Origin of the sequence: Janthinobacterium fluminis, from assembly GCF_028595325.1 — a bacterium.
GTDB classification, from domain to species: Bacteria; Pseudomonadota; Gammaproteobacteria; order Burkholderiales; family Burkholderiaceae_D; genus Janthinobacterium; species Janthinobacterium fluminis.
This window is the reverse complement of record NZ_JAQQXR010000003.1, coordinates 1-26,684: the sequence shown is the minus strand read 5'-3', so window position 1 is coordinate 26,684 and position 26,684 is coordinate 1. Positions and strand designations below refer to the sequence as shown.

Sequence of the window (26,684 nt, the reverse complement as noted above, 5' to 3'; positions counted from 1 at the left end):
CACATTTAAGTGCCACTATGCACATTCACAGAATGGAGTGCCTATCTTGCCGACTCGATCCGTCTCCCTGCCATGCTCTTTGCAGCGCCGCCGCCGGCGTGACGACGGCAATGCGCAACGGCGGGATGGGCCGGGGTGCGTGTGTACGCCGGCGCGTTGAACTGCAGCGGGATGGCGCTCTTCTGGGTACTGGCTGGGCTTATCGGATCAGCGGGAGACGCCCTTGCTGCTTCTCCTGCTCTGCCGCTCGCGGGCCTTGCACGTGTTAATCCCGTTTCTGATGCAGGTACGCCTCCCCTTGCTTTCAACATCCCGGCGCAGCCGCTGAACGCGGCACTGAACCAGTATGCGGACACCACCGGACAACCGGCGTTGTTTCCCAGCGATCTCGTTCATGCCCGTACCTCCACGGCGGTACACGGCCTTCACTCGGCCGAAGGAGCATTGCGCATCCTGCTGCAAGGTACGGGGCTGATTGCGGACAAGCGCAGTTCTGGCCTGGGCCAGACATTCATTCTGAAAGAGGCCGGTGCGGCATCCGCATTGGCTCACAATGGCATGGCCGAGCTGTTCCGTGAGGATGGCTACGCCGGACTGGTCCAGATGCGTATTTGGCAAGCGCTGTGCTCGGATGCGCGAACCCGGCCGGGTAACTACACTTCTTTGCTGCAGTTTTACCTGGAGACGGATGGCCGCATCGGCGCTGTCCGTCTTCTCGGCAGCAGCGGCGATGCCCGCCGCGATGCCTCGTTGCTACACACACTGCGCGGTGTGCGCATCGGCCGCCTGCCGCCAGCGGCGCTGGCGCGGCAGCCCTTGACCATGATGGTTGCACCCAATGCCCCGGATGTGGGGCCGCGGTGCGACCAGCAACAGGGGGCGGGCTAGCCATGTCAGAAGGCACGCAGCTCTTCCTGCTGAACTACCTGGGCAAGCACTACACATCCATCAAACAGAGCCTGACGCGAAAGCTGGGCAATGCGGAGGACGCCGGCGATGCGCTGCACGACACCTGGCTGCGGCTGAAGGGCAGCGAGGACCACGGGCCGATCCAGAACCCGGGGGCCTACCTGTCCCGGATGGCGATCAATATTGCGGTGGATGTCCAGCGCCGCCACAGCCGCCTGCTGTCAGGCGATAATATCGATGCATTGCTGGAGGAACTGGTGGACCCGGCGCCTGGTCCGGCCCGGACCGCCGAGATACGCTCGGACCTCGATGGCTTGTTCCAGCTGCTTGACCGCATGCCCGAGCGCCGCCGGGCCATCGCGCTGCTCGTGCATGCGGAAGGCGTGACGCAAAAAGAGGCCGCACAACGGTTGGGCGTGTCGCTGCGGACGGTCGAGTATGAATTGAAGCGTGTTCATGAACGCCTTGACGCTTATCTGGCGGCGGAGAATAAATAATGCGGGTTTTCCGGGACGCCATTCGTCATCAAGTATGAGAGCGCAAAAAGTATATGCACGTAACACGCGGCAGCCTGCCGGTTTCCTGCTTTACGGCCGAGCCCGGCCGCTGGATATGACACGATGAAGACGCCGCCGCGCAAGAACAGTCACGCCACTTCGCCCTCCGAGCTGGACGCCCAGGCGTGGAACTGGTTGCGCCTGCTCACTTCGGGAGACGCGCGCGAAGTGGATGCACAGCAGTTCAGGCGCTGGGTCAAATCCAGTCCCTTGCATCAAGCCGCATACCACGATGTGAAGCGCCGCTGGGATGCGATTGAGGCCCCAGCCCGCGAGTTGCTGCGCGTCAAGCCGGAAGCCGCGACGGTGGACGCGTGCCGTCCTCGCCTCGTGCTGGGTGGACGGCGGGCCTTCCTCGGTGCCGCCATGAGTGCGGCGGCGGTCGCAGGCGTGGCCGTGGCTCATCCACCCTTGGGCTTGTGGCCGGGGTTGGACGAGTGGAGTGCAGATGACCGCACCGCCACCGGCGAACAGCGCGCGCTGGCGCTGTCCGGGGGTGTCGATGTCATGCTGAATACGCGAACCAGCATGCGTCGCCAGACCGATGGCGGCAAGCTGGTCGGCCTGGATCTGCTTATCGGCGAGGCCTCCATCGATGTGAGGGATGGCGGGCAGGCCTTGACTGTCGTGGCCGGCGTTGGCCGCAGCCTGCTCGAATCCGGACGGATCGAAGTGCGCCATCTGAATGGCAAGGTCTGTGTCAGCTGTATCGAAGGCGCCGTCCGCGTGGAACATCCGGCAGGCGCGCGTGAACTATATGCCCGCCAGCAAATCGTTTACGGCGCCAGTTCGCTTGGCGACATCGCCAGTATCGACCCGAAAACAGTGTCGGCCTGGCGTCAGGGGATGCTGGTGTTTAACCAGGCCCCTCTGGCCGATGTGGTCGACGAAATCAATCGTTACCGGCCCGGCCGCGTGGTGCTGATGAACGATGCCGTGCGCAACAAGCCGGTCAGCGGGCGCTTTTTCACGGCCTCGCTGGATCTGGCACTGTGGCAGTTGCAGGAAGCCTTTCAGCTGCACGCCCGGCCGCTGCCGGCGGGATTGTTGCTCTTGAGCTGAACGGCTCTCTCCATCGTTTTGCACTGCGGGTCCTGGGACGCCGGCGCGCCGGACGGCCGCTTGCGCGCTCGTGTCCGTTCGACCTTGCGCAGGGTATTTCTGTGTCTGTGAAAAAAGTTTGCGGTATTTGTGTAGTGCTATTCGTCACCCATGCATAGGGGCTTGTCGCAGACGCTATTCGGCTGCGATGCGGAAAGCCTCCATGAATGAGGCTGGCCGGCGCGAGACGGGCAGCCGAACGGCATCGACTCAATGACCAGGCGGAAACTTACATGAACACACGCGGGCGCAGTGGCAGGGAAAATCAAACGATATGCAAACAAGATCGGGCATTCAGGCTGGCGCCGTTGGCGCGGGCCATCGCGCTGACACTGGCCGCAGGCGCGGTAACGGTGCCGGCCCATGCGCAGCGCGCGTTCAGTCCGGCATGGTTTGCCGACAAGGGCGCGGTCCGGGACACGGCGTCGCAAACGGGCAGGCTGCCCAACGGCCTGCCCGCATCCAGCCTGCCGAGCCCGCTCGGACAGCAGCAGAAGGCCAACGAGCAACTGCAGCGCTCCATCAGCAATCTGAACCTGGCCGCGCGCGGCATCGCGGCGCAGCAGTCGGCCCAGGCCGCCGCCCGCCTCGCGGCCGCCAATGCTGCGTCCGTCCCCGATGGCATGGCCGCGGGTGGCCTGAAAATTGACACCAATTCGCTGACTGCGGGCTGGCACAACGCCAATGCCCCGGAGCTTTCACAGGTCGACGGTCGCATCAACGTCGCCATCAAGCAGACCGGCGACAAGGCCATCCTGAATTGGGAGACTTTTAATCTCGGGCGCAACACGACGGTCGAATTCAGGCAGCAGAAGGAATGGGCCGTTCTCAATCGCGTCAACGATCCGAACGCACGCCCCTCGCAAATCCAGGGCCAGATCAAGGCCGATGGCACGGTGCTCATTGTCAACCGCAACGGTATCGTTTTCAATGGCAGCAGCCAGGTCAACACGCGCAATCTCGTCGCCGTCGCCGCCGAGATCGGCGACGGCCAGTTCAAGAGCAACGGCATTTACACCGCCAACGCCAGCCAACCCAGCTTCACCAACGCCCAGGGCAAGGTAGAGATCCAGTCCGGCGCCCGGATCGCCACGCCGGCCCCGAAGACCGCCACCGAAGGCGGCGGCTATGTCCTGCTGCTCGGCAAGGACGTGCACAACGCGGCGGACATCTCCACGCAGAAAGGCCAGACCGCGCTCTCGGCCGGCGACAGCTTCGTCATTAAGAAGGGTGTCGGCACCGACGGCAACCAGGCGTCGACCACGCGCGGCAACGAGATCACCCCACAGTTCAACACCGACAGCCTGTCGGGCAAGGTCAGCAACACCGGCCTGATCCAGGCTCGCGAGGGCGACCTGACAATGGTTGGGCGTGAGGTACAGCAAAACGGTGTCGTACTCGCCACCACCAGCGTCAACACCCGCGGCACCGTGCACCTCCATGCCATTGGCACCGATGGCAAGATTGCCCTCGGCCAGGGTGCCACTACCGCCGTGGTGATCGAAGACGACGGCAAGAGCACTGCTTTGGACAGCCAGCGCGATGGCCTGCGCGGCCCGGCGCTGAGCAGCGCTGACAACATTGTGGCCCTCGCCGACCGCCGCGACCAGTCCCGCATCGAGATCGCCAGCGGCGGCACGGTGGACTTCCAGAGCGACTCCCTGACCTTGGCCACCGGCGGCCAGATCGTCGTCAATGCAGCCCAGCGCAGCCTGGTGCGTGAGCGTGCCCAGATCGACGTCTCCGGTGCCGTGGGCGTGAACCTGTCGATGGAGTCCAACAACATCAAGGTCAACATCCAGGGCAACGAACAGCGCGACGCGCCGATCAACCGGGATGGCAAGAACCTCAACAGCAACGACGCGTGGGTCGACCGCCGCAGTCTGGTGTTCGTACCCAAGGGCAGCAATGGCTATGCCACCGACCGCTGGTACACCGCGGGCGGCCTGCTGGAGGTCGGCGGCTATCTTGGCACGGCGGGGCACACCGTGGGCGAATGGATGGCGCAGGGCGGCACGGTGAGCTTCGGCGGCAACGATGTGGTCACGCAGGCCGGATCGAAGGTCAATCTGTCCGGCGGCACGCTCAATGTGCAGAGCGGCTTCGTCCATCTGACCTGGCTCAAGGGGGCCGACGGGCGCTTGTATGAAGTCAGCCAGGCCCCGGGCGACCAGCGCTACACGGGCGTCTACAAAGGATTCGAGGACAAGCACGAACGCTGGGGCGAGAAGGCGAGCGGCTATTACTACAACCCGCTGATCGGACCGCAGCGCAGGCTGGAAAGCGGTTACACGGTGGGCCGCGATGCCGGCGTGCTGGTGGTCGGGACGAAGAGCGCGGTGCTTGAGGGCGACATCGCGGGCGACACCTTCCAGGGAAGCCGCCAGACGCAGACTGCGCAGGCCGGGCTCGACGGGTACGAGCAGTCGCAGAAGGCGGTGGCGCGCGGCGGGCAGCTGGTGATCGGCAGCTACGGAACCCTCTACGACAAGAGCACCGGCCTGATGCACCGCCGGCTCGACACCGCGGGCGTGAAGGACGTGGTGCTGAGCGACACGGCCGACCGCATCGCCGCCGGGCTAGACCTCACGGCGGCGCTGCCGGCCGCGCGCCAGGACATGTTGACCCTCGACACCACCTTGCTCAACGGCTTCTCGCTGGGCGCGGTGCGCATTGCGGCCGCGAACTCGATCACGGTGGACGCGGCGCTGACGCTGGGCAATGGCGGCGACATCGCGCTCTACGGCTCGAAGGTCGGGGTGAACGCGGACCTCACGGCGCGCGGCGGCAGCATCCGCCTGGGCGACACGCTCGCGCAGGCCAGCACCAACTACCTCGATGACACCACGCAGATCAGCACGCCCGACGGCGTGCGCGCGGGCGTGGCGGTGGCCCGGGGCGTGGCACTGGACGCGCGCGGCCTGTGGAGCAACCTGCGGCTCGATCCTACCGACACCGGCAACCTGGCGTGGCGCAACGGCGGTAGCGTGTCGATCCGCAGCAGCGGCGACGTGCTGCTGGCCCAGGGCAGCGTGCTCGACGTGTCCTCGGGCGCGGCCTTGCTGGCCAAGGGCGGTTCGCAGCAAGGCGGCAAGGGCGGCGACATCCGGCTGCAGGCGAATGCGCAGACCGGCGGGGATGGCGTGCTGGCGATCGATGGCGCCTTGCGCGGCTGGGGCACCTCGGGCGGCGGCACGTTGAGCCTGCAGGCCGGCCAGATACTCGTCACCGACGGATCGGTGGCTGCGGCCGATGCTGGCACGCTGGTGCTAGCCGGCAATTTCTTCGACAAGGGCTTCAGCCGCTACGAACTCATCGGCGACCGTGGCCTCACGGTGGCCGATGGCACGCAGGTCGAGGTGACGATGCCGGTGTTCCGCGTGGGGCCCGAAGCCAAGCATGTCGCGACCACCGCCGATGCGGGCAAGGCGCTAGAAACCTGGACGCCGCTGCTCTACACCGAGGATGCCGTCAAGGGCGTGCTCACGCAGCGCGCCGGTGCGAGCCTGAGCCTGCGGGCGGGCACGGCGCAGACCCTGGCGGCCGACCTGCCCAAGGTGGCCGCGGTCATCGGTCAGGATGCGCAGATCACGGTCGATGCGGGCCAGTCGATCCAGGTGCTGAGCGCCGGCCAGCTCACGCTGCAAGGCCGGCTGCAGGCGCACGGTGGCAGCATCTCGCTCAAGAACCTCGACCTCGCGCGCATGGAGCAGGAGCGCGCCGTGGACGCGGCGCACAGCCGCTCGATCTGGATCGGCGGGCAGGCCGTGATCGACGTGTCCGCCACGCCCGCGACCGCGCTCGATGCGCGGGGCCGGCGCTACGGCACCGTGCGCGACGGCGGCCGCATCGTCATCGGCGGCGAGATCAAGGAAAGCGACGGTTCGGCCACGGCCGCCAACGGCTTCGTCGTCGTGCGCGGGGGCGCCTTGCTCGATGCCTCGGGCAGCGCCGCCGTGCTCGACATGGGCGATGCCGGCCCGGTCGCGGTCGCGAGCCGCGGCGGGCACATCGCGCTGGCCTCGAACAACGGCCTCTACCTCGACGGCGAAATGCGGGCCCGCTCGGGCGGCGCGGGCGCGGCCGGCGGCACGCTGCAAGTCGCGCTGGAATCGCCCGAAGTGCGCACGAGTTCCGGCCCGGCGCAGTACGTGCTGGCCGAGAACGCGGTGCGCAGCTACCGCGACCTGGTGGTCGGCGGGCTGCAGGGTCCGTCGGACCTGCCGGCCGCACTGGCCCCCGGCGCGGCCGATGCAGCGCTGGTCTATGGCCACGGCCGGTTGGGCGTCGACACCGTCACACGGGGCGGCTTCGACAACCTCGCGCTGCTCAGCGCGGGCGGCATCAGCCTGGAAGACAACGCCAGCCTGCGGCTCGGCCAGAGCCTGTCGGCCTACGGCGCGCTGATGCTGGCCAACAGCGCGCGCAACAACGCGCACATCACGCTGGACGCGCCCTACGTGCGGCTGGCCGGCATCACGCAGAACTCAGCGTTGGACGTGACCCGGGGTCGTTTCGGCGTCATCAGCAGCGCCGACTGGCTGCCCTCCGAGGCGCATTTCGAGGTGCATGCCGGCCTCATCGACGTGCGCTCGTCGGTCCGAATGTCTGGTGTCAACGGTGATATGCCGATATCGTCCGACATCGACACGCCGGAGAACCTCGGCGGCATCAGGGTCGAGCGGCGTGGCTTCGGCCAGACCACGCTGCGAAGCGACGGCGACTTACGCTTTCTGTCCGACGTGCCGGCCTTGCCCAACGGCGTGCCGACGACCAGCCTCGCCACCCCAGGCGACCTCACATTGCGGGCCGCACAAATCTACCCGGCCACCGGCGTCTCGGCCTCGATCCAGGCGGGTGTGCTGCGCGACGGCGCCTACGCACCGGATCGCCTGCTGCGCATCGAAGGCAACGGCCAAGCCGCGCCGGCGATGCCCTATGCGGCCTTCGGCGGCCTGGCGCTCGGCGCCGCGACCATCGAGCAGGGCGGCGTGCTGCGCGTGCCGCTGGGCAATCTGCGCATCGGCGACGCCAACACCACGCGCGTCGACTTCCTGCCTGGCAGCCTGACCTCGGTCAGTGGCAAGGGCCTGCTGATGCCCTATGGCGGCACGGTCGACGGCCTCAACTACCTCTACGACGGCACGAAGGTCCAGTTGATCGGCGTGGGCGGCGCCGACTCGCGCGGACAGACGCTGACGGTCGGCCTCACGCTGGGCGGCGCGCGTGTCCATGTGCGGGAAGGCGCGGTGTTGGACCTCTCGGGTGGCGGCGAACTCACGGGCTCCGGCTTTATCGGTGGCCGCGGCGGCTCGACCGATGCGCGCTACCACCCGCTGGTGCGCAATGCGGCCGATGGCAGCTTCAGCCTGCCTAGTCTCGCGGGCAACCCGGTCTATGCCGTCGTGCCCGGCGTGCAGGCCCCGGTCGCCCCGGTGGGCGGAGAGCGTGGCGCGGTCGATCCGCTGATCGGCCAGCGGATCACGCTGGGCGCCGGCGTGCCGGGCCTGCCCGCGGGCACCTACACGCTGATGCCCTCGACCTACGCCCTGCTGCCCGGCGCCTTCCGCGTCGAGCTCAACGGCAGCGCCGGCCAGGGCGCGGCGCAGCCCGGCAGCGCGATGCGCAACGGCTCGTGGTCGGCCGCCGCGCGGCTCGGCATCGCCAATACCGCCATCGGCGACACGCTGTTCCGCCAGGCCATCCTCACACCGGCCGAGGTGCTGCGCACCTACTCGCAGTACAACGAGACCTCGTTCAACCAGTTCATCGTGAGCGACTCCGCGCGCATCGGCGTGCCGCGCGCGCTGGCGCCGGCGGACGTGCGCACGCTGCTGCTGAACCTCGTGCCGAACAGCGGCGCCGGTGTCGATGCCTTCCGCTTCGACGGCATCGGCCGCTTCGACGCGGCCAAGGGCGGCTACGGCGGCGCGGTGGCCGTTTTTGCGGGATCCGGGGGACCTGAAAGCCAGATCGAGGTCGTGGGCGGCGGCGCGAAGGCCACGACCGGCTTCGAGGGCGTGACGCTGAACGCCGATGCGCTCAATGCGATGGGCACCTCGCGGCTGATGCTCGGCGGGCTGCAGTATGTGGAATACGGCGCGGGCGGCAACATTGTGAGGTTCAACCCAGGGACGAACGGACTCACGCTGCGCCAGGGCGCGGTGCTGTCGGCTCCCGAGGTGTTCCTGCTCGCGGATGCCACCAACACCGAGTTCCCCAGCCACCTCGTGATCGAGCGGGGCGCGGGCGTCAACACGCTGGGCAAGGGCCGCGCGGCCTACGACTCGGCCGATGGATTCTTCTACGCGGGTACGGCCGGCAATCTGGTGGCCGTATCCAACGGCGTGCTCAGCATGCTGCCGGGTCTGCCGAGCGTGGACTGGCTAGGGAACCGCAGCCTGCAGGTCGGCACATGCGCCGTCTCGCCCTGCGCGGGCCAGGCCGAGCTGTATTCCAAAGGCACCATCGCGCTGGCCACGCCCGACCGTTTCGTGCTCGACGACGCGGTGCGCTACGGCACGCGCCACCTGACGCTGGCCGTGCAGGGCATCAACGTTGGCGACGGCGCGGTGCTGGCCGACGCGGCCGCGCGCAACACGCTACCGTCCGGTCTGGTGTTGAACCAGAGCGTGCTCAAGCGCCTGCTGCGCGGCGACACGCAGTACGGCGCCCCGGCGCTCGCCACGCTGGAGCTCAATGCCAGTGGCGGCCTGCGCTTTTTCGGCAGCGCCTCGCTCGACACCATCGACCCGGCCACCGGCAAATCCACGCTCGCGCGCCTGGTGCTGGGCACGCCCGCCATCTACGGCGCGGGCAACGCGAACGACGTGGCGACCATTCGCACCGGCCACCTGGTCTGGACGGGATCGACCGTGGCGCCCGGCGCCGTAGTCACGGGCGGCGCCGGCACGGGCAGCGGCACGCTGGCCATCGAAGCCGGGACTATCGAATTGGGTCGCGGCCTCGCCGCGCAACCCACGGGCGCCAGCGACGACGCGCGCCTGGCGCTGGGCTTCGCTGACGTGCGGCTCACGGCCAGCGACCGGATCACCGCCAACAACAAGGGCAGCCTCTCGGTCTACCAGTCGCAAGGCGCGTATGAAGCCGGCAAGGCTTATGCCTACAGCGGCGGCAACCTCAGCATCGACGCGCCGTTGGTGACGGGCGCGGCGGGCTCGCTCAACCGCATCACCGCGGGCGGCGAGCTGCGCGTGAGCGCTTCCGTGCCTGCGGCCACAGCGGCCGCCGATGCCGCACTCGGCGCGGAATTGCGCCTTGCGGGCCGCGACGTGATCATCGACACCACGCTGGCACTGCCCAGCGGCAAGCTCGTGATCACCGCCGACAACGGCCTCACGCTGACCGGGCGCGCGCAGCTCGACCTGGCCGGCCGTAAGATCGTTTTCAACGACGTGTCCAAGTACAGCTGGGGCGGCGACGTCACGCTCGAAAGCCTGGCCGGCAATGTGCGCCAGGCCGCGGGCTCGGTGATCGACCTGTCGGCGCAGAACAACCGCGCCGGCACGCTCAAGGCGCTGGCGCTGGGCGGCCAGGCAGGCGTGGTCGACCTGCAGGGCGCGATCCGCGGCGGCAGCACGGGGCGCTACGACGCGGGTGGCACGCTGGTGCCCTACCTCGCAGGCGGCGTGGAAATCCGCGCACAGCATCTCGGTGATGGCGCAGCGCTCGACAGCGCGTTCGCATCCCTCAACCAGCGGCTCAACGAAGGCGGCGTGTTCGGCACGCGCACCTTCCAGCTCAAGCTGGGCGACCTCACGATCGGCGCCGGCCTGAAGGCCGGCGAGATCAACGTGGCGGTCGACAACGGCAGCCTCACGGTCACCGGCACCGTCGATGCCAGCGGCGAGCGCGTAGGCCGCATCTACCTCGCGGCGAAGAACGCCCTGACGGTGGCGGGCTCGGCCGTGCTCGATGCGCACGGCACGCTGCTGCGCGTGGACAGCTATGGCAAGATCATCGATTCGCCCAACCGCGCGATCGTCGACCTGAGCACCCGCGACGGGGCGCTGACGCTGGCCGAGGGCGCGCGCGTCGACCTGCGCCACGGCACGGCCGTGACCACGGGCACGCAGCCGGGCCAGAACGACGGCCGGGCGCGCGGCACGCTCGAACTCTCAGCGCCGCGCATCGGCGCCAACGGCCTGCCGGGAATGAACGGGGCAGCCGATGCGGCGGTCTACGGCGACATCGCCATCGACGCGCGCGGCGCGCTCGACATCCGCGGCGCACGCTCCATCGCGGTCAACGCCATGCAGCGCTACGACGACGCCCCGCTGATCAGCACGCCGGCCGCGACCGGGCGGCCCTACCAGGAGGTCACCCAGGCCTGGCTCAAGGACAGGCACGACGACAACAACGACTTCATCACTGCCGCGCTGGGCCCCGCCCGCCTCCTGGCCGGCAAGCTCGCCGGCCTGCGCAACCCGGCCTATGCCGACGCCTTCCATCTGCGCCCCGGCATCGAGATCGTGAGCAATGCGCTGAGCAACCCGGGTGGCGACGTTGTGGTGTCGGGCGACCTCGACCTGTCGGGCTATCGCTACGCCAGCGTCAACCCGCACACGCAAAAGACCGGCGTCTATGGCTCGGGTGAAGTCGGCATCTTGCGCATCCGCGCGGCCGGCAACCTCGACATCTACGGCAGCGTCAACGATGGCTTCGCGCCGCCGCCCGCCACGCAGGACGACAAGGGCTGGCTGCTGACGACGGGCATCAATTTCTTCGGCGCCGACGTGGTGATTCCGCGCGCCGGCATCGTGCTGGGCGACGGCAGCGCCTTCGAAGGCGGCAACGCGCTCAACTTCGACCTGCCGATCCAGTCGCTTGACTTCGCTGCCGGCACGGTGATCCCCGTGTCCAGCGCGCTTGCGACTGAGATGCTGCTGCCTGCCGGCACCGTGCTCGCGGCCCATGTGCGTGACGCCTCGGGCCAGATCCTCCACGCGGCCGGCAGCATCGCCCGCGAGACCCTCACGCTGCCCGTTGGCACGCGCCTGGACGCCGGCACGCGCCTGCCGGGCGCCACCATGCTGGACGCGCTGGTCTGGCCCAAGGGCGTCGCGCTGCCGCTGGTGGGCGCAAAGTACCTGATGAACGGCGACACGGCTCTGCCCGTGGGCGCGCTGTTGCCCTCCTCGGCAGACATCAAGCTGCCGGGCAACGCCACATCGGTCGCGCTTCGCCCTGGCGGCGCGGGCCGGCTGTGGGGCGCGGCCGCGATGCTGCCGGAAGGCTCGCAGTCGTGGTCTGTGCAACTGGTGGCCGGCGCCGATCTGAGCGCGGCCGACCCGCGCACGCTGCAGCAGCACCCTGCAGCGGGCGACCTGCGCATGGCCGACACCCATTACGGCCTGTTCGCCAAGGAGCTGCCGTTCAAGGGCGCGTTCGCGTGGACATCGCTCGCGGCTACCGATCTGGGCTTAAAGGCAGGCGTAGAAATCACCGACGAAGCCGCCCAGCAACTCATGGGCGGCAGATACCAGACCGCTGCGCTGCTGTGCGCGGAGAAGGGCTCCTATTGCACGCCCATCTACGCTTTCAAGTGGTCGGCGTCCGGGGCCCAGCGACTCAAAGATCCTGCGCTTGCGGATAAGCCCATACTCGATGCCGATGTCGCGCGGCTGACCAGGGGCTCGTTCAAGACGGCCAACGCGCTGTGCAAGGCCTCCGCGAGCTATTGCGTCTCGCTGCCCGTGAACGTCTACTATGAATACCTGCCCGGCAGCACCCGCTTCAGCGTGCTGCGCACCGGCGCCGCCGACCTTGGCCTGCACGCGGCCGGCGACCTGGGCATGAATTCGCTCTACGGCGTCTATACGGCCGGTGCCTCCTCACAGGCCACCCAGGCCGGCGACCCGTACAACCTGCCGCGCGTGGTGGGCAGCAACGGCACGGTGCTGAGCGACGCGAACAAGGGTTACGAGAAGTTCGTCAACGGCGGCGCCGAGAGCTTGGCACGCGCCTGGTACCCGGCCGGCGGCGGCAACCTCACGTTACAGGCCGGCGGCAAGCTGACCGGCGAGCTGATGCAGCGTATCTCCTCCGTCGGCGCCAGCCGTCCCAACCCCCGGGATTTTGGTGTCACGACCAACGACACCGCCAACTGGCTGTGGCGCCAGGGCAGCGGCAGCGCGCTCGGGGAGGGCAACGATCAGGCCGCGGCCTGGTGGATCAACTTTGGCAGCTACGCCACGCGCGGCACGACCGACACGCTGTTGGGCTTCACCGGCTACGGCACGCTGGGCGGCGGCGACCTGCGCGTGGACGTGGGCGGCGACGCCGGCGTCGTGTCGCGGCGCGGCACGGCCATTCGCACCGGCACGGACAACCGGCGCAGCAACGGACTGGTACTGGCGGTGGGCGGCACCGGCCGCGTGCTGGCTGACGGCAGCCTGGCGCTGACGGGGGGCGGCGACCTGAGTCTGCGCGTCGGCGGTGCACTCAATCCCTTCGCGCTCGATCCGCTCGGTGATGTCTACACCGACGCGGTGCTCAACGGTGCCGTCGTCAACCTGCGCGGCGACGTGCAGATGCAAGCCGGCGCCATGGGCTCCCAGTCGCTGAGCTATTCGGAGAACCCGAATCTGCAGTCCGTACGCGAAACGCGCGCGCTCGATCCGTTCTCGGCCAACCGCGCGGTGGCGCAGGGCGGCATATTGCTCGTGCCGGGCGATGCGAGCTACCATCTGAGCGCACGCGGCGATCTGGTCGTGACGGGCGCCAACGACGCGGGCCGCGCCGCGATTCAGAACCGTAGCCCCCTCACGGTGGGCGGGGTCCGGGGCAGCGGCGAGAGCTGGTTCACGCTGTGGACGGCGAACACCGCGATCCGCCTGTTCTCGGCCGGCGGCGACTTGACGCCGCAGATCGCCAACCCCGGCGCGCCCCCGACCGACATGGCCCACGTCTACCCGTCCATCCTGAGCGCGGTGGCTGCCAGCGGCAGCTTGTACTACGGCAGCGCGGTCACGTTGCGCGAGACGCAGGCGAGCGGCGCGCTGGTGCTGGCGCCGTCTGCCAACAGCCTGCTGGAGTTCCTCGCCAGCGGTTCGATCCACGGCGGCGGCTACACCGTGAGCCCCTCGGGCGCGGCCGAGAGCGCGATGGCCACGCCCTTCCATCCGGCCTTCAGGGGCACGCTGGCGAACGGCACAGCTGTGAGCAATCTCGCCCAGGCCGGCAACCTCGTCGAAGACGACAGGCCATTGTTCGCGCTGGGCGCCAACACCGTGTCGGCAGGCGGCGCACACGGCAGCGAACCGGTGCGCTTCTATGCCGTGCACGGCGACCTGGTGGGCGTGGCCTCGGGCCGCATCAACAGCTTCTTGTCCAACGACCCGACGCGCGCGGGCCGGACTTACTACGAGGCCGGGCAGCCGGTGCGGATGATGGCCGGGCGCGACATCGTCGGCAGCGGCACGCCCATCGGCCAGGCCCTGCGCGTCGATGCGAGCTTGGGCGCGCTCTATGAAAGCTCGGGCAACCTGTTCGCGCACAACGGCCCGACCGACGTGTCGCTGATCTCGGCCGGACGCGACATCGTCTACAGCAGTTTTAGCGTAGCCGGCCCCGGCACGCTGGAGATCACCGCAGGCCGCCACATCCAGATGGAAGACCGCGCGGGCGTGAGCAGCCTGGGCCCGGTGGTGCCGGGCGACAGCCGGCCGGGTGCAAGCATCGCGATGTTGGCCGGCGTGGGCGCGAACGGCCCCGACTACAAGGACTTCCTGGCGCGCTACCTCGGCGAAGGCAACCGTGCCCAGGCCGGCCTGCCGCTGGCCGACCAGCCGGGCAAGGTCGTCAAGACCTACGAGGCAGAGCTGGCCACCTGGCTGGCCGACCCGGCCCACGGCCTGGGCTTCACCGGTACGGTCGGCGAGGCGCGGGCCTTCTTCGACGCGCTGCCGGCGACGCAGCAACGCATCTTTGCGCGCCAGGTGTACTTCGCCGAACTCAAGGCCGGCGGGCGCGAGTACAACGATGCGGGCGGCGCGCGCTTCGGCAGCTACCTGCGCGGGCGCAATGCCATCGCGGCGCTGTTCCCCAAGGCGGCTGCGGACGGCAAGCCGATCGACTACAGCGGCGACATCACTATGTTCCGCGGCAACCTCGGCGCCACGCCGCGCAGCGGCTTCGTGCGCACGCTGTTCGGTGGCGACATCCAGCTCATGACGCCGGGCGGCCGCCAGGTCTACGGCATCGAGGGCGAGGCGCCGCCGTCCGACTCGGGCGTGATCACCCAGGGTGCCGGCGACATCGCGATCTACTCGCTCGGCAGCATCCTGCTGGGCCAGAGCCGTATCATGACGACCTTCGGCGGCGGCATTATGGGCTGGTCGGCCGCGGGCGACATCAACGCCGGCCGCGGCTCCAAGACCACCGTGGTCTACACGCCGCCCAAGCGTGTCTACGACATGTGGGGCAACGTCACGCTGTCGTCCAATGTGCCAAGCACGGGTGCGGGCATCGCCACGCTGGCGCCGATCCCGGAAGTGCCGGCCGGCGACATCGACCTGATCGCGCCGCTGGGCACGATTGACGCAGGCGAAGCGGGTATCCGCGTGTCGGGTAATGTCAACCTGGCTGCGCTGCAGGTGGTGAACGCGGCCAATATCGCGGTCAAGGGTGAGTCGGTGGGCATGCCGACCATTGCGGCGGTGAATATCGGCGCGTTGAGCAATGCCAGTGCGGCAGCGTCGCAGGCAACGGCCGCCGCGCAGGACGTCCTGCGGCGCGAGCGCAGTGCGGCGCGGCAGAACCTGCCGTCGATTTTCACGGTGCGCTTGATCGGTTTTGGCGATGAGCCGATGGAGAAAGAGAGTGAAGCGCCACCGCCGCCGCCCCGGGCCGGGCTGCAGTCATCTGGCGGCGCTCCCTACGACGCTGTCAATCCGGTGCAGTTCGTTGGCGTCGGCCGGGACTTTGACGCCAAGCAGCTTGCACGCTTGAGCCCCGAGCAACGACGTCAGTTGCAGCAGAACCACTAGGCCAGTTGCACGAAGCGCTGTTACTCACCTGTTTCCTGCACATGCAGGGAACAGGATGGGAAACGCTTTGCACTTGCATAGGTTGCCTTTCCCCCTTTTTCTGCTGACGTTGCGGTGCCCTCAGGGCTGCCCGTCTTGCGGACGAACACCGAGGTATATCGTCATGAACCTGAGTACCCTGGATTGCCTGGATGCATCCAATGTTGTTGATAAGGTCAAGGAAGATTCTTTCAGCGAAAATGGCCAAGGCATCGTGCTGCGCGAATTCCTGGCTGCGAACTACGCCCGCCTGCACCGTCGATTGATGCGCAATCTCGGTTGTCAGGACCTGGCCAGCGACTGCCTGCACGACGCCTGGCTACGACTGGCGGGCATGAGCGTCCCTATGTCCGTGCAAAACCCGAACGCCTATGTCTACCGGGTAGCATGCAACGTCGCGATGGACCAGTTGCGCGGCAAGTGGTCTTCGCAGTACGACGATGAGGCTGTAATCGAGCATCTGACTGACCCGGCCCCCGGTCCGGACCTCATTGCTTTGGCCCGCTCCGATTTGGCCGCAGTCGAACGCGCGATGCAGCGCATGCCGTATCGGCACCGTTCTGTTCTGGTTGCCCTGAGGATCGAAGAAAAGACGCGCCAGGAAGTCGCCGACGAGTATCAGCTTCCCCTGACCAGCATCGATACGATGCTGCGCCAGGCCCTGGACCACTGTGCCCAGGAAACCGGGCAGAACGCGGTTGGGGGCATCAGCCAGTCCCGGCGAGGTTTCTCGCGCCGCTGGCAGGCCAAGGCGCTCGCCGCAGACGCCACTGCGATGGCGCGCGAACGAAGCTGCTTCCGGCACTGACAAATGCGAAGGTGAATCCTGTGCTGATGGCGTTGAGGACACCTGGGCTATTACTGCTCATCTCGCCATGGCAGCGAATCTGCATCTGGCTGACGTATGCTAAGGCGTCTTCGGCGGCTCAATGCGCGATGGCGAGCTTGCCGAAGTGCCGCCCGCCGGCACTGAGTTCGGCATACGCCGCGCTGGTGTCGCCGATACCAAAAACGCGGTCGATGACCGGCACGATGCGGTGCGCGGCAATCGCTCGGGCCGCCTCCGCCAAATCGGCCACGGAGCCGGTGTTGTTGCCGACGATGCGCAAGGCTTTGACGATGATCGGCAGCAGGTCGATCGAGGATGCCGTACCGCTGATAAAGCCAACCGTGAATACCGTGCCGCCCACCGCCGCCGCGTTGAGCGAGCGCGCGATGGTTGCTCCGCCAACCGTCTCCACCACCAGATCGGCGCCTCGCCCCTCGGTGAGTTTCAGCACTTCATCGTCCCAGGCCGGCGTGGCGCGGTAGTTGATCAGGTGATCGGCGCCAAGCTGGCGCGCACGCTCCAGCTTTTCATCGGAAGAGGATGCAAGTATGACCGTGGCGCCAGCCGCTTTGGCGAACTGCAGGGCAAAGATGCTGACGCCGCCGGTTCCCAGCAGCAGCACTACCGAACCTGGACGCACGGAAGCGGAACGCACGGCGTTCCAGGCGGTCGTCGCTGCGATGGGCAGTGCGGCACCCTGAACGAAATCCAGGTGGGCCGGCAAGGCGACCAGGCTGGTGGCGGGGATGGCGACGTATTCGGCCAGCGATCCCGGCAGCGTGACGCCGCGCATCGCAGCGACATTGCGCGGCGTGATGGCGCCGCTTTGCCAGTTCGGCATGAAGTGCGGGATAACCCGATTGCCCACAGCCAGGTCGCTGACGCCTTCGCCCAGCGCGGCGATTTCGCCCGCGCCGTCCGTGACCGGGATCAGCGGAAAGTCCACTCCGGGGAAGTTGCCCGTCGCGATGGCCACGTCCACGAAGTTCAGCGTGGCGGCGCGCAGGCGCACCAGTACTTCGCCGCGACCGGCCTTCGGGTCGGGCAGCTCGGTCTGGCGAAATGCGGTGAGGGAGGGGGCGGTAAGTTGGATGGCTTTCATGGTCTTTTCTCAGGAATGGAAGATGTGTTGTGCCGGGGAGGCTTGGTGCGCGAGCTAGTGCATGCCGCCCCCCGAAGTCAGTGCGGTGCATGCGGGAAAGACATCAGTATCATTTAAAATAAATAATGGATAAACTGTGATTTAATTGATTGATTTGAAATCAGGAATTGCTAATGGATTTGCTCGACAGCATGAAGGTATTCGTCCTGGCCGTTGAAAAAGGCAGCCTGAGCGCCGCCGCGACGGCTTGCGACATCTCGGCGACGATGGCAGGAAACCATTTGCGAACGTTGGAAAAACGCCTGGGCATGCAACTGCTGCACCGAACGACCCGGCGCCAACATCTGACCGCCTTCGGCGAGGACTACTACGCGCGCTGCAAGGAAATCCTCAGGCTGGTGACCGAAACCGATGTACAAGCGCAGAACCTGCAACTCGCGCCCGCAGGGAAACTGCGCGTCAGCGCGCCCGTCACCTTCGGCACCGAAGCCTTGATGCCCGCTTTGTCTGTGTATCTGGACCGCTATCCCGAGGTTAGCGTCGAGGTGGCCTTGTGCGACCGGGTGGTGGATCTGGTAGAGGAAGGGTTCGAGGCGGCCATCCGTATCGGCCAGTTGCCTGATTCGTCGCTGATCGCCAAGCCGCTGGCGCCTTATCTGCTGATGATCTGCGCCTCCCCCGAATACTTGGCACGCAGGGGCATACCGCGCACGCCGGAGGAGCTAAGCCAGCATGAATGCCTGTCTTTCTCCCCTGCAGCCCTGGCGCACTGGCGCCTGACAGAGCAAGGCGGCGCATGCAGCAGCATTCCTGTCTCAGGGCGGTTACAGGTCAATCATGGGCAGGCGCTGCGCGTTGCGGCATTGCACGGCCTGGGTATCGTGCTGCAACCGGCGATTTTGTTGGAGGCCGACGTGCAGGCGGGTCGTCTGGTCCAATTGTTCCCCATGCATACACTCCCCAGCCACCGAATGAGCGTGGTTTACCTGCCGGATCGGTATCGCTCGCCCAAGTTGCGCAGTTTCGTGGATTTTTTGGTGGAACGGTTCTGCTGATCGGCGCCGGCGATGTTCGATGCGGCGCTACTGTGGATGGGCTTTATGGCGCACGTTGGCCTGCCTGCCCTTCTTTTCGTTTCCGAAGGGCAGACGTTGAACGCGCAGGTCAACAGACGCAACTAGCTTTGTGGCGCCGCCCCGGCACTGCCGCGGCCGATCCGGCGCCGCAGTGCATAACCGACGATGCCCAGGCCGGCCAGCAGCATCGTATAGGTTGCGGGCTCCGGCACCGCCAGCGTCAGCGAGATGTCCAGCGACGAGTCGCGCTGCCCGGTGCCGGTGGCGACCAGGGTGTAGGTGCCCGGCCCCAGCAGGCCGCTGATGGTCGAGTGGGCGAAACCCGCCAGCACGCCGGCGAAACTATCGGATTGGATCAGCGTATTGCTGGTGTCGAACAGGTCGATATTGACGCCGACCAGACGCGGCCCGGCGTCCGCCGGCGTGCTCACCAGCCAGGCGGCGTGCCCGGTAAACGAGGTGACGCCCGCGCCGACGGTGAACGTCGTGATCTGCCGCAGCGCGCCGCGCTCCGGGGTGAAGGTGTCGATAAACAGCGTGTCGTTCGCCAGCAGCGGGTTGGCGATCACGGCGGTTGAGTTCAGGTGCTGATAGAAAACTGATTGCGTTTCGGCCTGCGCCGCGGCGCCGATCAGGCCGCCGCCGAACACGAAGGCGGTGGCCAGTGTGGAAAATAGAGTGGACTTCATGATGCTTCCTTGTTCTTTTTGCGCGAATAGAATGCGTGCCGGAGGCTGCCATGGGGGCGCCATCAGTACGCGACTGGGGAACATAAGTGTGCCAAGGAGAATGCGATATTTTTCTGTAGCGGGCGAGCCGGCCGCTTGTTTGGCATCTTGGCTGTGGTGTTTGTTATCGTATAGGTGGCACTTTGCCGATCTCTTGCGCCCGCTCAAACGGGCCGCTGATCGCGACCGCTATTCGCGGTGCGGAAACGGGCGATACCAGAACGGCGCCACCGCGTTGCCGATCAAGGCCGCCCAGCGTGTAGCCGCCGCGCGCGTGCAAGCGGCATGCGCTTTTTGAATCCTTGAACAGCGTCGCTCCCGCTGTGGACGCACACCCCATGATCTCCATCAAAAAATCGTCAGGCTGGGGCGCGGCACGGCGTCCGGCGGTAGCTTGAGCAATTTCAATTACAAGCCGTTTGCTGAAAACAGTCCGGGCCGTATGTGCTTCAATACAGAACACTCCCCGGCCACGCTGAAGAAAATGAAACCGCCAACTGCGCCGCAGTCTGCTTTGCTCGATGGCCGATGGCTCAGTTATGCGCTGTTCTATGTGTGCGCCAGCGCTTGGGCAGCCACGGCCGTGTTGCTCGCCCGTGGCGCGGTGGCGTTGCCGGCTTCCCTTGAAATCGCGGCCGCTCTGGCGGCCGTCGCCGTCTTCGCGGCATTGCTATGCCTGCGCGGACGCTGGGCGCCCGCCGCCTATCGCATTGCCCGCTGGATGGCGGCGCGCAGCGGCCTGCTGTCGGCCCTGTTGACAGGCGTGGCGCTGCGGCTGGCCTGGGCCTTCGCCTTTCCGTCGCAGCCGGTGTCGGACGGGCGCACCTATCTGGAGCTGGCCGGCAAGCTGGTCGCCGGCGGCGCCTACGAGACGGCGGAAACGCTGGCCTACTGGCCGCCCGGATATGCGTTTTTTCTCAGCGCTTTCCTGCGCGTGCTGCCCGTCGAATGGGTGTTGTTGTGCAGCCAGTTGCTGGTGTTTGCCCTTGCCTTGGCCGGCGTGCATCGCCTGAGCCGCACGCTGGCGACGCCGGCGGCGGCCAACGTCGCCGCGCTGTTGTTCGCGCTGTGGCCCAATCTCGTCGCCCACAGCGGCACGGCCGACAAGGAGACGCTGGTCATCGCGCTGCTGGTGTGGGCCGGCGTCTGCGCCATGTCGCCGAGGCGCGCCTTGCTGTTTTGCGCCGGCCTGTTGCTGGGCGCGGCCACGCTGGTGCAGCCGTCCGCGCAGTTGTTGATTCCCGCCGCCGCCGTGCTGTTGCTGCTTCGCGCGGGATGGCGGGGGGCGGGCGGCGCCGCCATCCTGGTGCTCGGCGCGGCGCTGGCGCTGACGCCTTGGGCGTTGCGCAATTATCAGGCGCTGGGGGCGTTCAAGCTGGTCAGTACGAACGGTGGATGGAATCTGTACCGCGCCAATAATCCGCTGGCGAATGGCGGTTACACGCCGCGGGGCGAGGTCGATCTTTCGCACCTGGGCGAGCTGGAGCTCGATAGCACGGCCGGCCGGCTGGCGCTGCAGTGGATACGTGATCATCCCGTGGCGTTTTTCAGGCTGGGCGTCGAGAAACAGGCGCGCTTCATGGGCGACGACGCGGGCGGCGTCGCCTCGACCTTTCGCTGGCAGGGCGAGCGGCGCGACAACCGCCTCTATTTCGCCGTCAAATTGCTGTCGAATCTGTGGTGGTTGTTTGCCTGGCTGCTGCTGGCGGCTTTGCTGCTGGACGGCGCGCGCCTGCACGCCGTGGGCTTGCTGATTTTGGGATGGTGGTATTTTTTTGCGCTGCACACGGTCTTTGAGTCCGGCGGCAAGTACCACGAGCCGGTGCTGTGGATTCCCTGCGTGCTGTTGGGTATCTTGCTGATGGAGCAGGGATTGCCGGAGCGCGAAGGTGGCCGCGCATGACGAGGCTGGGGCCGGACGGCAATCTTTCGGCCCGCAGCATGGCCGCTTTCCTCGTCGTCGGCGGCTTGTCGACGGCGCTGCATTATTTGCTGGCCGCGCTGGGCGTCGTCGTTCTCGGCTTGCCCGTGGTGTTGGCGTCGTCGCTGGGTTTTGCCTTGAGTGCGCTGGCGAACTATCTGCTGAACGCGCGCTGGACGTTTCGCAGCGCGGCCGCGCATGGCGCCACGGCGCCGCGTTTTGTGGCCACTTGCAGCGCCGGGCTGTTGCTGAATGTCGTTCTGCTTTCGCTGTTGCTTTCGCTGGGGATGCCGGTGATTCCCTCCCAGATTCTGACAACCTTGGGTGTATTGATATGGAACTACATCGTCAATGGTCTTTGGACGTTCAAGAACAGGCCAAGGTGAGGGAGTTGCCGGTTCTGGGCCTGGTGCTGCCGTGCTATAACGAGCAGGAGGTGTTGCCGGAGACGACAGCCCGCTTGTGCGCCTTGCTCGACCGCATGAAGGCGAGCGGCGACATCGCCGCCGACAGCGCGATCTTCTATGTCGACGACGGCAGCCGGGACAGCACCTGGCAGTTGATCGACGACTATGCGCGGCAGGGCGGCGCCGTCTGCGGCATCAAGTTGAGCCGCAACCGCGGCCACCAGAATGCGCTGCTGTGCGGTTTGATGACGGCGCCCGGCGATGTATTGATCAGCCTCGACGCCGACTTGCAGGACGATCTGGAGATCATTCCCGCCATGCTGGACGCTTACCGGAAGGGCAGCGAGATCGTGTTTGCGGTGCGCTCGCGGCGCGACAAGGATTCCTTTTTCAAGCGCTTTTTCGCGGAAAGCTATTACAAATTTTTCGCCTTCATGGGTGCGCAGATCATCTACAACCACGCCGATTACCGCCTGATGAGCCGGCGCGCGCTGGAAACCCTGCGCGAGTACGACGAGTCGCACCTGTTCTTGCGTGCGCTCATCCTGCAGCTCGGCTTCAAGACGTCCACCGTGGAATTCGAGCGGGCGGAGCGCTACGCCGGCGTTTCCAAATACCCGGTCAGCAAGATGCTGGCGCTGGCGTGGCAGGGCATCACCTCGTTTACCGCCTATCCGCTGCGGCTCATTACCGGCGCCGGCGCGGCCGTGTCCCTGGGCAGCATCGTGCTGGCGGCGTGGGCGCTGGCGGTGCGCATCTTCACCGACGACGCCTTGCCCGGCTGGGCGTCGGTCGTCATCCCCATGTATTTCCTCGGCGGCGTCCAGCTGCTCAGCCTGGGCATTTTCGGCGAATACCTGGCCAAGGTCTACGAATCGTCGAAACGGCGCCCCCGCTTCCATGTCGAGCTGGTCTGCGGCCGCCGCTTCGGCGCGCGCTGACGCCGCCGGGTCATCAAACTGCGCTTGCGCGGCCGGTTCATCATGGTAGTATTTGCATGGTTTCCAATGGGAGGCACTATGCAACGATGGACTGGTCCGATCAAGCTGTTTGCTTATCTGGTGGTGCTGTTGATGGTGGCTGCCATGGGGTATGCCGCGTTCACGGCAGTGAAGTACTGGCCCGCGATCAGCGTGTAGGGGACGGCATGAACAAGCGACAAGCCCGCCTCTTCGCCATCGCCTCGACGCTCGTTGCCAGCGTCGCCCTCCTCGGACTTACCCTCGACAGCCACCGCCAGTTCGGCAAGCTGACCAACGCCGACAAGATCACCCCGCAAGTGACGCGCGGCAAGGACGTCTGGCACAAGAACAACTGCATCAACTGCCACACGCTGTTCGGCGAGGGCGCCTATTACGCGCCCGACCTGACCAAGATCACCAAGCTGCGCGGCGCCAATTATTTGACGGCTTACCTGCGCGATCCGTCCAAGTTCTATGACGAGGCGCGCCACCGCCGCCTGATGCCCAGGCAGGACTTGAGCGAGGGCGACATCGGCGACCTGATCGCCTTCCTCGACTGGGTCAGCAACGTCGACAACCAGAACTGGCCGCCGCGCCCCATCCTCGTCACCGGCGCGACCTTTCCCGGCACCGACCAGGCCGGCGCCCAGGCCGGCGCGCCGCCCGCCGCCCGCCCGGCCGGCGGCGGCGACGATCCGATCGCCCTGGGCGAGCGCGTGTTCCGCAGCGCCACGCCGGCCTGCGCCGCCTGCCATTCGATCGCCCCCGGCGTGAACATGGCCGGGCCGTCGCTGGCGGGCCTGGCGGGGCGCACCGCGCAGTTGTTCGCCGCCGGCGGCTACCGGGGCAAGGCCGCCGACCTGGCCGGGTATATCCGCGAATCCGTGCGCGAGCCCAGCGCCCATCTGGTGCCCGGCCCCATGTATTCGGCCGACGGCGTCTCGTTCATGCCGACCACGTATGCGAAGGACTTGACGCCGCAGCAGATCGACCAGCTGGCGGCCTATCTGTCCTCGCTCAAATAGCCGCACCGATCGCCCAGCCGGAGTTATGCCATGAGATATAAATCGCAAGCTGTCGCTTACTGGTACTTTGCCGTCGCGCTGGCCCTGTTCGGGCTGCAATTGGTGTTCGGCCTGCTGTCGGCCGCCAAGTACCTGGGCCCCGATCCGCTGCTCTACATCCTGCCCTTCGACGTCACCAAGGTGATCCACACGAATTTGTTGATCGTCTGGGTGCTGGCCGGTTTCATGGGCGCGACTTACTGGATGGTGCCGGACGAATCGCGCGGCGAACTGCATAGCACCAGGATCGCCTACGTCCAGCTGGTGCTGTGGGTGCTGATGGGGGTGACGGCCATTGTCGGTTACCTGTTCCGCTGGGGCACGGGCAACAAGTTGCTGGAGCAGCCGCTGCCGCACAAGCTCGTCATCGTCCTCGTCATGCTGATGTTCCTCTACAACATAGGCATGACGATCAAGAAGGCCGGCCGCTTGACCACCACCGAGGGCGTGCTGATCGGCGGGCTGGGCCTGGCCGCGCTGCTCTATCTGCCGGCGCTGCTGCACTATGAGAACTACACGGTGTCGATCTTTTACCGCTGGTGGACCATCCACCTGTGGGTCGAGGGCGTGTGGGAAATGATACAGGGCGGCTTCCTCGCCTACCTGCTGATCCGCCTGTCCGGCGCCGACCGCGAAGTGATGGAGAAATGGCTGTATGTGATCGTCGGGCTGGTCTTCATCGCCGGCATCCTCGGCACGGCCCACCACTATTACTGGGTCGGCGTGCCCAGCTACTGGCTGCCGATAGGCGGCATCTTCAGCGCGCTGGAGCCGCTGGCGCTGGTCGGCATGGCGATCTACGCCTATTCGGCGATCCGCCGCTCGGGGCTGGCTCACCCGAACAAGCTGGCGCTGCACTGGACCGTCGGTAGCGCCGTGTTCACGCTGTTCGGCGCCGGCCTGCTGGGGCTGGCGCACACCTTCCCCGCCGTGAACAAGTGGACCCACGGCACCCTGATCACGGCGATGCACGGCCACGCCGCGTTTTACGGCGCCTACGCGATGATCGTCATGGCGATGATCAGTTTCGCGCTGCCGTCGCTGACGCGGCGCCCGGAGGAGGGCACGGCGATGGGCTACTGGGCGTTCTGGCTGCAACTGGGCGGCATGTTCGGCATGACGCTCTCGTTTGCCACGGCCGGCATCGCCCAGGTCTATCTGGAGCGCATCATGGGCCTGGGCTTCCTCGACGCCCAGTTGAAGATCCAGATCCACTTCGTCATGCTGGTCATTACCGCCTCGATCTTCGCCGTCGGCGTGGCCTTGTTCATTCTCGACTTCTTCCGCCACGCGCCCCGTTTCGAGACGGACGGGCTGGCCGAGGCGGGGCTGGCGGCGCGGGGCGCCTGAGGTGGACGGGGCCGACGGCGGCGCGCCGTACTATCTGGCCAGCGGCAACGAGGTGGCGTTGTTCGAGCAGTGCCACGCGCGCCAGCTGGCCGTCATGCTGAAGGGGCCCACCGGCTGCGGCAAGACCCGCTTCGTCGAATACATGGCGTGGCGGCTGGGACGCCCGCTGGTGACGATTTCCTGCCACGACGACTTGAGCGCGAGCGATCTGGTGGGGCGCTTCCTGATCGGCCACGCCGGCACCGTCTGGCAAGACGGCCCGCTGACGCGCGCCGTGCGCGAGGGCGCGCTGTGCTATCTCGACGAAGTCGTCGAGGCGCGCCAGGACACGGTGGTCGTGCTGCATCCGCTGAGCGACCACCGCCGCATCCTGCCGATCGACAAGACCGGCGAAACGGTGGCGGCGGCCGCCGGCTTCCAGTTGGTCGTGTCGTACAACCCGGGCTACCAGCGCATGCTCAAGGACATGAAGCCGAGCACGCGCCAGCGCTTCGTCGCGCTCGACTTCGCCTTTCCGCCGCCCGAGCGCGAAAGCGCCATCGTCGCGCGCGAGGGCGGCGTCGGCCACGACCTGGCGCACGCGCTGGTGTCGCTGGGGCAGCGCCTGCGCGGCCTGCACGACCGCGGCCTGGCCGAGGTGCCCAGCACGCGCCTGCTGATCGCCGCCGCGCGCCTGGTGGCCGGCGGCATCCCGGTGCAGCAGGCCTGCCACGCCGCCATCGTCGCGCCGCTGTCGGACGAGCCGACGCTGGTGGGCGCGATGCGCGACCTGGTCGGCCTCACCTTCGTCTAGGCGCCGCGTGGCCGAGGCGGAAGATGTCATCACCGACGCGGCGCGCCACGCCACCGTGTTCGCGCAGGCTTTGTGGCGGCGCCACCGCGCGCCCGGAGCGGCGCCGCTGCAACTGTCCGACGTGGCGCCGCGCCTGGACTTGCTGGTCCGCGCCGTGTTCCAGCGCGGCTTCACGCTGCGCGTGGCCCAGCCGCCGGCGCCGCCCACCTGGTTGAGCAAGCTGCTGCTGCGCGGGCAGGCGCCGGCGCACGCGGCCGCGCTGCCGGCCACGGACGGCGACAGCATCTGGCTGCCGGCCGCCTTCGACGCCGGCGAGGACGCGGCGGCCGCCATCGAGCGCTACCGCGCGCTGGCGCTGCAACAGGCGATGCGCGCCGTGCGCGGCAGCGCCGGCCACGACCCGCCGGCGGGCACGGCGCTGCTGCGCGCGCTGTACCTGGTGCTGGAGGCGCGCGCGGCCGACGCCGAGCTGGCCCGGCTGCTGCCCGGCATGGCGGCGTCGCTGCGGGCGGTGCGCGCCGAGGCGCTGCGGCGCCGCCCACCGATGGCGGCGTTCGCGCCGCCCGTGCGCGCGCTGGAGCGGCTGGTGCGCGCCGTGCTGGCGGACGGCGGCGTGCCCGGTGTCGACTGCGCCGCCGCGCGTTCGCCGGCCGCGGTGCTGGCGCAGGCGCGGACGCTGGAGCGCGCGCTGGCCGCGCAAGTGCCGGCGCGGCGCGGGCGTTTGCTGTGGATGGACTGGTGGAGCGGCGAATGGCGCGGCGCGCCGGACGCGGCCGCAGCCGGGCGCGCCGCGCCGGGCGGCGAGGCCGCCGGCGGGCCGCTGCGCAGCGCCCGCC

The 26,684-nt window shown here is 67.5% G+C and carries 14 protein-coding genes and 1 pseudogene; 13 read left to right on the top strand and 2 right to left on the bottom strand.

Going from position 1 to position 26,684, the window contains the following annotated elements:
* Positions 1-171 precede the first annotated feature (171 nt).
* From OIK44_RS08860 to OIK44_RS08840, 5 genes are all read left to right on the top strand, one after another.
* Complete coding sequence (locus OIK44_RS08860) at positions 172-888, top strand: TonB C-terminal domain-containing protein (protein ID WP_273670377.1); 717 nt, start codon at positions 172-174, stop codon at positions 886-888.
* A 2-nt stretch (positions 889-890) separates the two neighbouring features.
* Positions 891-1,406 (top strand): RNA polymerase sigma factor, encoded by a 516-nt coding sequence (locus tag OIK44_RS08855; protein WP_273670376.1) that lies wholly within the window; start codon positions 891-893, stop codon positions 1,404-1,406.
* 123 nt (positions 1,407-1,529) lie between these two features.
* Positions 1,530-2,528 carry a FecR family protein gene (locus OIK44_RS08850; RefSeq protein ID WP_273670375.1) on the top strand — a complete coding sequence of 333 codons (999 nt, stop codon included), beginning with the start codon at positions 1,530-1,532 and terminating at the stop codon, positions 2,526-2,528.
* A gap of 272 nt (positions 2,529-2,800) precedes the next feature.
* Positions 2,801-15,577, top strand: a complete 12,777-nt coding sequence (locus OIK44_RS08845; protein WP_273670374.1) for a filamentous haemagglutinin family protein — start codon at positions 2,801-2,803, stop codon at positions 15,575-15,577.
* Between the two features lie 163 nt (positions 15,578-15,740).
* On the top strand, positions 15,741-16,424 hold the full coding sequence (locus OIK44_RS08840) for an RNA polymerase sigma factor (RefSeq protein WP_273670373.1): 684 nt from the start codon (positions 15,741-15,743) through the stop codon (positions 16,422-16,424).
* 118 nt (positions 16,425-16,542) lie between these two features.
* Here the strand turns inward: OIK44_RS08840 and OIK44_RS08835 are convergent, their stop codons facing one another.
* Positions 16,543-17,547: a zinc-dependent alcohol dehydrogenase family protein gene (locus tag OIK44_RS08835; RefSeq protein ID WP_273670372.1), complete on the bottom strand. Its 1,005-nt coding sequence runs from the start codon at positions 17,545-17,547 to the stop codon at positions 16,543-16,545.
* Between the two features lie 173 nt (positions 17,548-17,720).
* Here OIK44_RS08835 and OIK44_RS08830 point away from each other — a divergent pair, with 173 nt between their 5' ends.
* Positions 17,721-18,602, top strand: a complete 882-nt coding sequence (locus OIK44_RS08830) for a LysR family transcriptional regulator (RefSeq protein ID WP_273670371.1) — start codon at positions 17,721-17,723, stop codon at positions 18,600-18,602.
* A 122-nt stretch (positions 18,603-18,724) separates the two neighbouring features.
* On the opposite strand, the gene OIK44_RS08825 is transcribed toward OIK44_RS08830, so the two are convergent.
* Entirely contained in the window at positions 18,725-19,312 is a 588-nt protein-coding gene (locus OIK44_RS08825; RefSeq protein WP_273670370.1) for an FxDxF family PEP-CTERM protein, read from the bottom strand.
* A gap of 523 nt (positions 19,313-19,835) precedes the next feature.
* On the opposite strand from OIK44_RS08825, the gene OIK44_RS08820 reads away from it, so the two are divergent.
* The 7 genes and pseudogenes from OIK44_RS08820 to OIK44_RS08790 form a co-directional block, all read left to right on the top strand.
* Complete coding sequence (locus tag OIK44_RS08820; RefSeq protein ID WP_273670369.1) at positions 19,836-21,254, top strand: glycosyltransferase family 39 protein; 1,419 nt, start codon at positions 19,836-19,838, stop codon at positions 21,252-21,254.
* Positions 21,251-21,658, top strand: a complete 408-nt coding sequence (locus OIK44_RS08815; protein ID WP_273670368.1) for a GtrA family protein — start codon at positions 21,251-21,253, stop codon at positions 21,656-21,658. The genes OIK44_RS08820 and OIK44_RS08815 overlap by 4 nt, the downstream gene beginning before the upstream one ends.
* On the top strand, positions 21,631-22,620 hold the full coding sequence (locus OIK44_RS08810; RefSeq protein WP_273670367.1) for a glycosyltransferase family 2 protein: 990 nt from the start codon (positions 21,631-21,633) through the stop codon (positions 22,618-22,620). The genes OIK44_RS08815 and OIK44_RS08810 overlap by 28 nt, the downstream gene beginning before the upstream one ends.
* A 206-nt stretch (positions 22,621-22,826) precedes the next feature.
* Positions 22,827-23,666: a c-type cytochrome gene (locus OIK44_RS08805; protein ID WP_273670366.1), complete on the top strand. Its 840-nt coding sequence runs from the start codon at positions 22,827-22,829 to the stop codon at positions 23,664-23,666.
* A 30-nt stretch (positions 23,667-23,696) separates the two neighbouring features.
* Entirely contained in the window at positions 23,697-25,055 is a 1,359-nt protein-coding gene (locus OIK44_RS08800; RefSeq protein WP_273670365.1) for a cbb3-type cytochrome c oxidase subunit I, read from the top strand.
* 1 nt (position 25,056) lies between these two features.
* Positions 25,057-25,848: a CbbQ/NirQ/NorQ/GpvN family protein gene (locus tag OIK44_RS08795; RefSeq protein ID WP_273670364.1), complete on the top strand. Its 792-nt coding sequence runs from the start codon at positions 25,057-25,059 to the stop codon at positions 25,846-25,848.
* Positions 25,849-25,855: 7 nt separating this feature from the next.
* Positions 25,856-26,684 (top strand): annotated as a pseudogene (locus OIK44_RS08790) (nitric oxide reductase activation protein NorD); the annotation flags it as partial.